The organism is Bradyrhizobium sp., from assembly GCF_035935975.1.
Taxonomy (GTDB): domain Bacteria; phylum Pseudomonadota; class Alphaproteobacteria; order Rhizobiales; family Xanthobacteraceae; genus Bradyrhizobium.
Genome location: NZ_DASYWN010000022.1, coordinates 235,083 through 247,168, shown reverse-complemented (window position 1 = coordinate 247,168; position 12,086 = coordinate 235,083). Strand labels below are relative to the sequence as shown.

12 protein-coding genes are annotated in these 12,086 nt (G+C 62.5%); 2 read left to right on the top strand and 10 right to left on the bottom strand.

Features of this window, described 5'->3' with window-relative positions; translation table 11 throughout:
• Positions 1-5 precede the first annotated feature (5 nt).
• Together VGR99_RS11070 and VGR99_RS11065 are read right to left on the bottom strand one after the other, a co-directional pair.
• Positions 6-875: a branched-chain amino acid ABC transporter permease gene (locus VGR99_RS11070; RefSeq protein WP_326898380.1), complete on the bottom strand. Its 870-nt coding sequence runs from the start codon at positions 873-875 to the stop codon at positions 6-8.
• A gap of 193 nt (positions 876-1,068) precedes the next feature.
• Positions 1,069-2,247 carry an ABC transporter substrate-binding protein gene (locus tag VGR99_RS11065; protein WP_326898379.1) on the bottom strand — a complete coding sequence of 393 codons (1,179 nt, stop codon included), beginning with the start codon at positions 2,245-2,247 and terminating at the stop codon, positions 1,069-1,071.
• 529 nt (positions 2,248-2,776) lie between these two features.
• Here VGR99_RS11065 and VGR99_RS11060 point away from each other — a divergent pair.
• Positions 2,777-3,049 carry a hypothetical protein gene (locus VGR99_RS11060; protein WP_326898378.1) on the top strand — a complete coding sequence of 91 codons (273 nt, stop codon included), beginning with the start codon at positions 2,777-2,779 and terminating at the stop codon, positions 3,047-3,049.
• On the top strand, positions 2,950-3,951 hold the full coding sequence (locus tag VGR99_RS11055) for an NAD(P)-dependent oxidoreductase (RefSeq protein ID WP_326898377.1): 1,002 nt from the start codon (positions 2,950-2,952) through the stop codon (positions 3,949-3,951). Before VGR99_RS11060 ends, VGR99_RS11055 begins: the two co-directional genes overlap by 100 nt.
• A 43-nt stretch (positions 3,952-3,994) precedes the next feature.
• Here the strand turns inward: VGR99_RS11055 and VGR99_RS11050 are convergent, their stop codons facing one another.
• The 8 genes from VGR99_RS11050 to VGR99_RS11015 all read right to left on the bottom strand — a co-directional run bounded on the left by VGR99_RS11050 (position 3,995) and on the right by VGR99_RS11015 (position 12,085).
• Positions 3,995-4,555 (bottom strand): sugar transferase, encoded by a 561-nt coding sequence (locus tag VGR99_RS11050; RefSeq protein WP_326898375.1) that lies wholly within the window; start codon positions 4,553-4,555, stop codon positions 3,995-3,997.
• A complete protein-coding gene (locus tag VGR99_RS11045; protein ID WP_326898374.1) occupies positions 4,552-5,550 on the bottom strand; it encodes an NAD-dependent epimerase/dehydratase family protein in 999 nt (332 codons plus the stop codon). Before VGR99_RS11045 ends, VGR99_RS11050 begins: the two co-directional genes overlap by 4 nt.
• Before the next feature lie 37 nt (positions 5,551-5,587).
• A complete protein-coding gene (locus tag VGR99_RS11040) occupies positions 5,588-6,814 on the bottom strand; it encodes a glycosyltransferase family 4 protein (protein ID WP_326898372.1) in 1,227 nt (408 codons plus the stop codon).
• A gap of 53 nt (positions 6,815-6,867) precedes the next feature.
• Positions 6,868-7,950 carry a non-hydrolyzing UDP-N-acetylglucosamine 2-epimerase gene (gene wecB / locus VGR99_RS11035; RefSeq protein ID WP_326898371.1) on the bottom strand — a complete coding sequence of 361 codons (1,083 nt, stop codon included), beginning with the start codon at positions 7,948-7,950 and terminating at the stop codon, positions 6,868-6,870.
• 49 nt (positions 7,951-7,999) lie between these two features.
• On the bottom strand, positions 8,000-9,268 hold the full coding sequence (locus VGR99_RS11030) for a class I SAM-dependent methyltransferase (RefSeq protein WP_326898370.1): 1,269 nt from the start codon (positions 9,266-9,268) through the stop codon (positions 8,000-8,002).
• Positions 9,269-9,377: 109 nt separating this feature from the next.
• Positions 9,378-10,412, bottom strand: a complete 1,035-nt coding sequence (locus tag VGR99_RS11025) for a polysaccharide biosynthesis protein (RefSeq protein ID WP_326898369.1) — start codon at positions 10,410-10,412, stop codon at positions 9,378-9,380.
• On the bottom strand, positions 10,399-11,277 hold the full coding sequence (locus VGR99_RS11020) for an SDR family oxidoreductase (protein WP_326898368.1): 879 nt from the start codon (positions 11,275-11,277) through the stop codon (positions 10,399-10,401). Before VGR99_RS11020 ends, VGR99_RS11025 begins: the two co-directional genes overlap by 14 nt.
• Positions 11,278-11,302: 25 nt before the next feature.
• On the bottom strand, positions 11,303-12,085 hold the full coding sequence (locus VGR99_RS11015) for an AglZ/HisF2 family acetamidino modification protein (RefSeq protein WP_326898367.1): 783 nt from the start codon (positions 12,083-12,085) through the stop codon (positions 11,303-11,305).
• Between the last annotated feature and the right edge of the window lies 1 nt (position 12,086).

Here is a 12,086-nt window from a genome sequence, read left to right as displayed (position 1 = left end):
CGAACTCAACGCGCGGCCGTGCGGCCGAACAGACCGTTCGGGCGCCAGATCAGGATCACAATCATCATGGTGTAGATCACGAAGGGTCCCATCTTCGGCACGTAATATTTGCCGGCGACGTCGCCGATGCCGAGCAGGAGCGAGGCCAGGAACGGCCCGGTAATCGAGGACGAACCGCCGACGGTGACCACGATCAGGAAGTAGATCATGAACTTCAGCGGAAAGTACGGATCGAGGCCGAGGATCTCGGCGCTCAGTGCGCCGCCGAGACCGGCGAGGCCGCACCCGAATGCGAATGTGAAGGCGAACACCTGCGGCACGTTGATGCCGAGGCCGCTCGCCGCGCGCGGATCATCGACCGCGGCGCGCAGCCGGCTGCCGAAACGCGTCTTGGCCAGCACCATCTGCAGGCCGATCGTCAGCAGGCCGCAGATCACGATGATCATCAGCCGGTAGCGGCCGATGCCGACGCCGAACACGTCGAACTGACCCTGCAGCGCGGTCGGCAGGTTGATGAAGACGCGCGAGGAGCCCTGGATGTAGTCCACGGCTGCGACCGACATGAAGGTCAGGCCGATGGTGAACAGCACCTGGTCGAGATGGCTGCGTGTATAGAGGTGGCGGTAGAGCGTGCGCTCGAGCAAGATGCCGATCGCCGCCGACGAGACGAAGGCGAGCGGCAGCGCGGCGAAGAACGGCCAGCCCATCCGGTTGACCAGCACCATGCAGACATAGCCGCCGGCCATCGCGAAGGCGCCATGCGCGAGGTTGACGAAATTCATCAGGCCGAGCGTGACCGCGAGCCCGCAGGCAAGCACGAACAGCAGCATGCCGTAGGCAACGCCATCGAACAGGTTGGTGAGGATTGCGGTCATCGTCTCAGCTTGGAGTTATCCGTTATGGCCGGGCAAAAGCACGAAGTGCGTCTTCAAACAAATGTCCCGGCCATCCACGTTCTTGTCTGGGCCTTGCGTGGATGCCCGGGACAAGCCCGGGCATGACGCTGGGGCGGCTGGCGCGATCCCGGATGCGCGCTAAGCGCGCTCCGGGATGACGCGCTTTCGCGCGTCACTTTTTGGTCTTGCCGAGATCCTTGACGGCTTCGAAGGTCGCGAACTCGACGTTGTAGAGCTCGCCGTCGACCTTCTCGACCTTGCGGATGTAGATGTTCTGCACGATGTCGCGGGTCTCGGGATCGATCGAGATCGGGCCGCGCGGGCTTTCCCACTTCTGACCCTTCATGGCCTCGATCAGCTTGTCGCCGTTGGTGTCGCCGTTGGTCTTCTTCAGCGCCTCGTAGATCAGGTGGATGCCGTCATAGCCGCTCACGGCCATGAAGCCCGGGCGGTTGCCGTACGCCTTCTTGTAGGCGGCGACGAAGTCCTTGTTCATCTGCGAGGGATGCGCCGCCGAATAGAGATGCGCGGTGACCGTGCCGAGGACGGCGTCGCCCATGTTGTTGAGCAGGTCGTCGTCGGTGACGTCGCCGGGTCCGATCACCTTGATGCCGGCCTTGTCGAGGCCACGCTCGGCATATTGCTTCATGAAGTTGCCGCCCTGGCCGGCCGGCACGAACACGAAGATCGCGTCGGGCTTTGCGTCCTTCATGCGCTGCAGGAACGGCGCGAAGTCGGGGTTGGCGAGCGGGGTCTTCACCTCTTCGACCACTTCACCGCCGCCCGCGGTGAAGTTCTGCTTGAAGAAATTCAGCGCGTCATTGCCCGGTGCGTAGTCCGAGGTCAGCGTCGCCACCTTCTTGATGCCGTTCTTCACCGCCCAGTCCGCGATGATGGTCGAGGATTGCGCCAGGGTGAAGCTGGTGCGCACGATATAGGGCGAGCGCTCGGTGATGATGGAGGTGCCGGCCGCCATGACGACTTCCGGGATCTTGGCCTGCGTCGCGAGCGGCGCGGCCGCGAGCGCGGCCGGCGTCACGCCGAAACCGGCGATGAAATTGACCTTGTCGTTGACGATCAGCTCCTGCGCGGCGGTCTTGGTCTTGTCGGGAATCGCAGCGTCATCCTTGAGGATGATCTCGACCTTCTTGCCGGCGACGGTGTCGCCCTTCTGCTGCATGTAGAGCTTGATCGCGTTCTCGATCTGCTTGCCGGTCGAGGCCTGGCCGCCGGTCATCGGCAGGATCAGGCCGACCTTGACGGTGTCTTCGGCCCTGGCCGGCACGATCGCCGCGAGACCTGCGATTGCGGCCACTGCTGCGGTGCGCGAAAACATTTTGCGTTCGAACATCAGATGTCCCTCCCCTTCATTCCTGACCTCTTGTGCGCCGGACCGAGTGCCCGGTCCTTGCTTCAGCTTAGCTCACGCACGCACGATGTCGCGCGCCACATGGCGTCTTTCGCGCCGTCATTGTCAATCGGACGTTTGGCGGCCATTCGGCGCAAGCCGAGCGTTCCGATTAGCAGATGAAGAGCGGCGTCGCGGTTACATCGCGGTAACCCGAGCGCCCGATCTTCGTCGTCTTTCCGGCCGCCTTCATTTGTACGAATGTACAAATAAAATGGACCTGTCAACGAAAAACCCCCGGTGCCGACCAAGCCAGATTGTCGCGAGCAGGCAGTGTAGAAAAGCGGTGCGCCGAGGGGATGGAGGATTTCGTCTTACATTTGCAGAATTTGAACATCGTGAGCGATGGCAATCCGGTATTTTCGTACCTACCTCGAATAAGCCAATTTTACCTTGTTGAAGGCTACTGTTGTTAAACGCCGGTCATCCGGCACCCAAGCTAGCTCCTGTTTCTGCCCGGCGCGTCCACACAATGATCATGCGGTTTCGGTCCCTTCTGCTCCTCCTCGCGGTTACCGCGGGGCTGTCGGGCTGCGGCACGGTCAACGAGAGGCTGTCGGCCGGAATGGGCGATTATGTCCCGCAATGGGCGGGCGGCCTGCCGGCGGACGCCCCGCCGCGGCCGGGCACGGCGCAGTACGACGCATGGATGAAGGAACGGGAGCAAAAGCGGCTCCAGCCTGCAGCACCACGCGACGAGACCAAGACTGGCCAGAGCAGGCTCGACCCCGCGCCACAGCGTTGATTGTAAACGGCGGTCGAGGGCGGAAGAGCAGCATGCTGGACGGCAGCACAGGCAAGCCGGCGGAATGTCTCGTGATCGGCGGCAGCGGGCTGGTCGGCGGCTATCTCGTCGATCATCTTGCCCACCGGCACGGGCGTGTTCTCGCAGTCTCCCGCTCGCCCCGTAGCACGACCGCCAGCGTGGAATGGATTCAGGCCGACCTGACGCAGCCGGACACTCTGAGATTTCCCGACGTCACGACGCTGTACTGTACCGCCGACGCAATTCTGCTCGCCAAGACATTGCCCGTCATCCTCGCATCTCCCGTCAAACGTGTCGTGGCATTGAGCTCGACCAGCGTGCTCACCAAGCAGGATACTGAGGTTGCAGAAGAGCGCGAGACCATCCGAAACCTGACCGAAGCCGAGCAGATCATCGCCAGGCTTTGCGAAGAGCGCGAGGTCGGCTGGACCATCTTGCGACCGACCCTGATCTACGCAGAAGGACGCGACACCAACATCACGCCGTTGTCGCGGCTGATCCGGCGCGCCGGCTTCATGCCGATCGTCGGTGGCGCGAAGGGGCTTCGGCAGCCGGTGCACGCCGAGGATCTCGCGATCGGCGCGATCGCCGCGGCCGAGAGTCCGGCTGCGTGCAACAAATTCTATTCGCTGCCGGGCGCGGAAACGCTGCCCTACAGCGAAATGATCGGCCGGGTATTTGACGGCATGGGTCGCCCTCGCCGACTCATTTCCGTCTCCCCATGGCTGTGGCGCGTCATCTTTGCGATGGCAAAACCGCTGTATCCCACGGCCAACGTCGCGATGGGCTTGCGCATGATGAAGGACATGACCTTCGATGCCACGCCGGCGATTGAGGATTTCGGCTGGAATCCACGGCTCTTCCGTCCGGTCTTCGATTAAGCCGGATCGATTGCGGCGTCGGGCGTGAGCGCGGGATTGCGTCTCAGGTCTTGACGATCTGGTCGACGCCGACGCCCTGCCCGCGCAACGTCGCCCAGATCAGCCCGAGATCGCCAATGAAGCTTTGGGACTTTACGTATTGGGCATCGAGTTCGGCGAGCCGCTCCGGGTTCGACATGTCGACGCCGCGAACCTGGGCCAGCCCGGTGATGCCGGGACGCACGCTGAACACGCCGAGCTTGCGCCGCGCCTCGACAAGCTCGACCTGCGACGGCAGGCACGGCCGCGGACCGACCAGACTCATGTCACCGGTCAATACGTTGAAAGCCTGCGGCAGCTCATCGACCTTGAAACGCCGCATGTGATAGCCCAGCCGCGTGACCTTCGCCGCCGAGACCTGATGGGTCGGAAGATCGCCCGTGTCCGAGGCCATCGTCCGGAATTTGTAACAGGTAAACGGCTGTCCGTTCCTGCCGACGCGAACCTGCCGGAAAATCGCGTCTCCCCGGCTATCGAGCCGGATGGCAACAGCGACAATCAGGAAGATCGGCCAGAGCAGAAGCAGGAGTGCTGCGCAGACCGCCACATCGAGCAGACGCTTCATCTGGAAGACGCTCGCATCATCGCGCGCAGTCCATCCTTTGTCTGCACGCGGGGGGACCACCCGACGCTCTGAAGATCGGCTGAACTTGCGACAAGCTCACGTCCGATGCGATCCCAGAGCCCGCGGCGGCCGGTCGCAAGAACCAGCGCTCGCACGGCAGCCGGCGGGATTGGAACGAGGTTGCGCGGCCGCCCGGACGCCTCGCGTAACGTCCCGATCATGTCCGCCAGCGTGATCGGTTCGGGATCACAGACGATGAAGGTCCGATTGATCGTGTCCGGATTGCCGAGGCAGAACATCACCGCCTGCACGAGATTGTCGATCGAGAGCAGCGAACGGCGATTCTGGAAGGCGCCAAACGGGAGCGGCACGGGCAGCGACGCAATTTTCATCATCATGGCCATGTTGGCCTTGGCCCCCGGGCCGTAGACGATGACCGGCCGCAGAATGGTGAACGGTACGCCAGAGTGACGAACTTCCTCTTCCGCACCGAGCTTGGCCCGGTCATAGGCCGTCATGGGCCACGGCTCGTCCTTCTCGGTGACGACATGGTCGGCGGCGGAGCCCGCCTGCGCGCCAATCGACGACATGAAGATGAGGCGCTTGATCCCGCGCTGCGCACAGGCCTTCACCAGGTGCGCCGTCGCCTCGCGATTGGCCCTCGTGTACTGGCCGCTGTCGATCTGAGTCCGATGAGCAATGGCCGCGAGGTGAATAACGGTGTCGACGCCATCAAGAAGCGGCGCCCAATCCACCTCGCGCTCGATATCGGACAGTTCCGCCCATTCGCTTCCGGGCGCATTGGCAAGCGAGGTCGGCTTGCGGGACGCCGCGCGGACGAAGTGGCCGTCATTCGCGAGCGCATTGGTCAGCGCAGACCCTATGAAGCCGGAAGCGCCGGTCACCAATATCCGCAACGACATCCGCTCACTCGCCCCAATGGCCGGAAAGACAGAAGCTTCCGCGCGGCCAGAATGTTCCACTAGGTGGTGCACGCGAACCGCCCCCGGACGATGATTCCAGACATTCTCATCACCCTTGCGGCGCCGGCACAACCGCAGACGCCACAATTTGCTGCACTGCGGCAGACGACGAGAACATCGAGCGGCCCAATACCCGACCGCGCTCCGACATGGAACGTCGCAATTCGTCGTCATCCATAAGTTGTTCGGCAAGTTCCTTCAACTCGTTAACCGAGTTCCCGGCATACGCTTTCCCCACCTGCTCGGACTCGATCAGCCTCATCAGGTCGGTGCCCGGATTCACCCGCGCCAGAACCGGCACTCCATATTGAACGTAAGAGACGAACTTGCCCGGAATATTGTGCGTTTTATGGTCGGGATGCAGTGCGACCATGCCGACATGGCACTGCGCGAGAAGGCCCGGGATCTCGGTCGAATCGATCTCGCCGTAGAACAGCGCATTGCTGAGATCGCGCGAAGCTTTCTCGGCCTCAAGGCGCGCGAACTCGGTACCGCGCCCGACGAACAGGAACCCGATATCCGTGCGGTCGCGCAGGCTGTGGATCAGATCGATGAAGATATCCATGCCCTGGGCTACGCCCATGTTGCCGATGTAGACGAAGATCTTGCGGCCGGCGAGCGGCGTATCCTTCACCACGATGCTGCTGCCGATGTCGGGCGTCACCTCGAGCCAGTTGCGCAGCACCTCGATGCGGCGCGGGGCGCGATCCCACTTCTCGAGGTAGCGGAGATTGGACTCGGTCTGCACGCCAATCACCTGGGCGACGCTGTACTGGAATGCAGCAATCGCCTTGAAGACCAGGTAGACCGGGCCTCGCCGGACCAGGCCGAGGTCGACCGCCCATTCCGGGAAGATGTCGCGCAGGATGAGATAGGTCCTCGGCTTGTTCTTGCCCTTCGATTTGCGCTTCAATTTCGCAATCAGGGGGCCGAAGAAGATCGGCGGTGAATACCACACCAGAAGGTCCCAGTTCGCCGCGGCAAACGGGCTGCGTCGGATGTTGAGATACATGGCGAACGGCAGCCACATTTCGGCGATGGCGCGCCGGACGAACGACGGCGAACGCGTCGGCGGCGCAGCCACGCGCAACACCTCGACCCCGTCGAACTCTTCCACCACCCACGGCTTGTCCGACATCGGCGACGGAACGATGACGACCGGCCGATGCCCCTGCGCGGCAAACTCCCGTGAGAGATCCCGCAACTGCACCGCCGCGGACGTCCGCAGGGGCGGATAGTCCGTCGAGATCAGCGCAATCAGCAGGCCACGGTTCATGTCAGTGCTTCACAGGATCAGCGGCGGCGGGTCACCGCCGCTCGCTGCGAGGCTCAGAAGAAGTTCGTGATCTTGGTGCGGATCGCATTCACCACCACGGACGAGGGCGAATAATCCTCCTCGAACTCGTAGCGCGCGCTCCAGGGCAGGCTGACCGCCAGCGTCACCGCCTCGACGATGTTCTCGGCCTCCATGCCCGAAACGATCGTGGCACCGCTCTCGAGCGTCTCCATGCGCTCCGTCGCCATGCGCAGGCTGACATTGGGCACCTTGTAGAACAGTCCCTCCTCGGCCGCAGTGCCGGAATCGGAGAGCACCACGTAGGACTGCTTCAGCAGCTGGTTGAAATCGTAGAAGCCGAGCGGTGCCATGATCCGGATGTTCGGCGGCACGTCGATGTTCTTCAGCTTGCTGGTCGTGCGCGGATGCATCGGGAAGATGATTTCGCGCTTGAGCCGCTGGTTGAGGACGCCGAGCGCCTTGAAGATGTTGGCGAGATTCTGCGGATCGTCGACGTTCTCGCTGCGGTGTGCCGTCACCAGGATGTAGCCCTTCGGCTCGAGGCCGAGGCGCTTGAGAATGTCGCTTTTCTCGATCTCCGGCATGAAGGCCCGCATCGCCTCGAAGGTCGTATTGCCGGTCACGATGATCTTCGAGGGGTGGATGCCCTCGCGCAGCAGGTTCTCGCGATGATAGTGGTTATAGGGCAGCAGGATGTTGCTGATGTGATCGATCAGGATGCGATTGCGCTGCTCGGGCATGCGGCGGTCCCATGCACGCAGGCCGGCCTCCATGTGGAAGATCTTGATGCCGCGGTGCGACGCAGGCAGCACGCTCAGGCCGCTATAGGTGTCACCGAGGATCAGCAGGGCGTCGGGCTTCACCTTCTCCATCAGCGCGTCGGACTTCTTGATCACGTCCGCGACTTCGGGGCCGTAGCCCGAGGTATCGATGTCCAGCTCGTAATCCGGCTTCCTGAGCTTGAGATCCTTGAAGAAGAACTCGCGCAGCTCCGGCGTGAAATTCTGGCCGGTGTGGACCATCACATGATCGAAATTGTAGTCGTCGAGCTTCTTCAGCGTCGACCACATCTTGATCATTTCCGGCCGCGTACCGAAAATCGACATCACCTTCATTTGCGTGTTCCGTATGGCTTTCGTTGAACCGGTGCGTGAGAGCGGGAGCTTAGGCGTCGGACGGCGGGAAGATCGAGACCTTGGGCAGCGGCAGGATCATCCGGCCGCCCTTCTCCAGATAGGCCGCGTTTCTCTTCCTGATCTCGTCGAAGAAACTCCAGGCGAACACCAGGAGATAATCCGGCGGATTGTCGCTGCCGAGAATCGAGCTCGGATGAATCTGGAAATGCGATTTCGGCGTGTAGAACCCCGCCTTCGCCGGCGCATCGTCGATCATGTAGTCGAGGTGATCGTGGCTGATGCCGCACCACTGGATCATGGTGTTGGCGCGACCTGACGCACCGTAGCCGGCGATGCGCTTGCCCTCGGCCCGCAGACGGTTCAGCAGCGCGATCAGCTCGTCGCGATGAGCTGCGACGGTCGCTGAAAACGCCTGGAAGGTCTCGAAGCGATCGAACCCGCGCGCGCGCTCCTCCGCCTCGAGCGCCTTGACCGCGGGCGAAACGGAGGCGCTGTGCTTGCTGCCCTTCTTGCAGGTGTAGAAACGGATCGAGCCGGCGTGGATCGGGATCGGCTTGATGTCGAACACCATCATGTCGTAGCGGGCGAGATGGTTCATCACCGACAGCAGCGAGTAGTAGTAGAGGTGCTCGTGATAGACCATGTCGTATTGCAGCTCGTCGATCACCTTGCCGAGATAGTGCACCTCGAAGGCGAACACGCCGTCCGGACCGAGCGCCGCGGCAACTGCGCGCGTCGTGCCCTGGATGTCTGGAATGTGCGCATAGACGTTGTTGGCCATGATCAGATCGACGCCGCCGTGCTCGGCGGCGACGCTGCGCGCCACGCTCTCGGTGAAGTAGTCGTTGACCACCTTGATACGCGGATCGTTGATGGTCGCGACCACGTTGGAAGCCGGATCGACGCCGATCACGGTGCGAATGCCCTGGTCCGCGAGCGGACGCAGCAGCACGCCGTCATTGCAGCCGAACTCGAGAACCGTCGCCTTGGCCGGATCGAGAAAGCGCCTGGTGACCTCGCCCGCGTAGTCGCGGAAATGATCGCGCAGGGTGCCGATCGACGACGAGAAGTAGAAATAGTCCTTGAACATCACATCGGCCGGCACCTTGTCGGTGACCTGCACGGCGTAGCAGTCCTTGCAGAAATGCAGGCGCATCGGAAAGGTGGGCTCGGTCGCAAACTGCTCAGGCTTCAGGAAGCCGCCCGCGAGGCCGACCCTGCCGAAATCCATCACCAGTCCGAGCCGCCGGCTGTCGCAGAACGCGCAGCAAGGCTGGGCGGAATCACCCGGTTCCATCGCGAAAAGTCCCCTGTTCCCTGCCTCCGGCAGTGACCTTGGCACAACCGTCGGTAACGGAGGTGCGAGGTAGCATAATCATTTCGTCAGGTCGATAACCCGGGAAAAACTAGATTTCTGCAATTTCGCCGTCCGCGCCCCGCAGATGCCGCTGGATGAAATCCAGCTTGAGCAGCAGCGCCTTGACGCCATCAACTGTCAAACGTTCGGTATTATGAGACGTATAGTCGTCGAGGGTCGAAATCTCCCGCTGGCCGTCGGTGAAATACATCGCATAGTTGAGATCGCGATTGTCGGCCGGGATCCGGTAGTAGCGGTCCATGTCCTGGACGCGGGCCATTTCCTCGCGCGAAACGAGCGATTCGTACAGTTTTTCACCGTGACGCGTGCCGACGATCTGGACCGGATTGTCGGCGTTGAAGAGCTCCTTGAGCGCCTGAACGAGGTCGGCGATCGTGGCTGCGGGCGCCTTCTGCACGAAGATGTCGCCCTGCTGGCCGTGTTCATAGGCGTGCAGGACCAGTTCGACGGAATCATCGAGCGACATCAGGAAGCGCGTCATGTTCGGATCGGTCACGGTCAGCGGCTTGCCGGCCTTGATCTGCTGAACGAACAGCGGGATCACCGAGCCGCGCGACACCATGACGTTGCCGTAACGGGTCGCGCACAACAGCGTCTCGGACGGCGACTGCTGGCGTGCCTTCGCGACCATCACCTTCTCCATCAGCGCCTTGGTCTGTCCCATGGCGTTGATCGGATAGACCGCCTTGTCGGTCGAGAGCACAACGACCTTCTCGACATTGTTGGCGATCGCCGCACTCATGACGTTCTCGGTGCCGAGAACGTTGGTGCGGACCGCCTCCAGCGGATAGAATTCGCAAGACGGCACCTGCTTCAGCGCCGCGGCGTGAAACACGTAATGCGCGCCCTTCAGCGCCTGATGAATGGAATCGTAGGCGCGCACGTCGCCGATGTAGAATTTCAGGCGGCCGTTGTTGAACGTCGTGCGCATCTCCTCCTGCTTCTTCTCGTCGCGACTGAAGATGCGTATCTCGGCAACGTCAGTCGACAGGAAGCCCCTGAGGATGTGCTGGCCGAACGATCCCGTTCCGCCCGTGATGACTACAACCTTATCCTTGAACATCGCGTCCCACCGAACTGAATTTGTCGCGGTACATTGCATCAACCAGCGCCGGCCATTCCGGCGGCTTGTACCCGGTCGCCCGCTCGAAACGATCTGCAACCAGCGAGCGATCCGGCGCCTGCCGGTCGTCCGCAACCAATTTGATCCTTTTGCCGTATCGCTCGGCAACCAGCAATAGCAGATCGAACTTCGAGATCGGCCGGGTCGCAACGTGATAAATGCCGCAAAGCTCCGGCCGCGGGATCACGACGTCCCGGATCATATCCGCCAGCACGATGGTCGGGAAGCCGGAGAAGATCGCCCGCGTAAAGGCGCGGCATTCGTCCTGCTGCGACAGAAACCATTCCAGCAATCCGCTTCCGGGCTGCAATTCGTGGCCAATGATCGACGTCCGCAAGGTAACCGCATGCGGCGCATCGACCTCGCCGAGGAACTTCGATGTCCCGTAGACGTCATCGGCATCCGGCACGTCGGCCTCGGTATAGGCGCCCCGGTGGCCCGCGAACACGCCATCCGAGCTGATCTGGATGAAACGGGCCCCGGCGCGCCTGCACAGATACGACAGGCGTTGCGGCAGCACCGCGTAGACCGCAACCGACCGCATGGGATCGGCAGGTGCAGGCCGGCCAACCGCGATGCAGTTGACGACGACATCGGGGCGAACCGTCTCGAACAGCTCCGCCTGCTGCCCTGGGTCCTCAACGTTGCCCACCACGGCGAGACGCCCCGCATCTGCGGGATCGAACAGCTTGCGGCTCGCGTCCTGCCGAACCGTCCCCGTCACCTGCGCGCCAGGCATCTTCGACAGGCTGCGAAACATCGCATTGCCCAGCAGACCGGTGGCTCCGAGCACGAGCACCTTCACGGCACGCTCCATCGAGGCCCGGACATCATGCGAGCTGGACCAGGCCCTGGAGCAACTGGTCGCGTTCCTTGATGGTGGGGTAATTCACCAGCACCGCGCGGTAGACGCCCTTGAAGACGAAGAGACTGCCGGCCGCGATGCCGATGACGCCGAAATTGCGGATCAGCTCCTCGATATGGGCGAGCGAGCCGGCGCCGCCCAGGATGGTGACCGGCACCTTCGAGGCCGCATTGATCTGCCGCGCCAGCTCGAGATCGTAGCCCTTCATCTGGCCGTCCTTCTCGATCGCGTTGACCACGATCTCTCCGGCCCCGAGCTTCTCGGCTTCGGCTGCGACTTCGAGCATGGTCCGCTTGGTGTTGACCTTGCCGTTATGCGTCCAGACCTCGTAGACGCTGCTGCGCGGACGCGGCTTGACGTCGAGCACGACGACGACGCTCTGGCTGCCGACCGCCTCGGCGGCGTCGGCGATCAGGTTCGGATTGGAGACCGCAGCCGAGCTGATCGCGACCTTCTCGATGCCGAGACCGATGATGGTCTTGACCTGCTCCACCGTCTTCACGCCACCGCCGTAGCAGAGCGGCATTCGCGACTCGACGGCGAGGTTCTCGAGCATGCGATAGTCGGGCTCATGGCCGCGCACGGTCGCATCGATGTCATAGATCGCCAGCTCGTCGACCAGCTTCTCGTTGAAGATACGGACGACATTGATGGGATCGCCGACATATTTCGGATTGGAGAACCCGACCGTCTTGACGAGGCCCTTGTCCTGGACGAGCAGCGAGGGGATGATGCGGGGGCGCAGCACG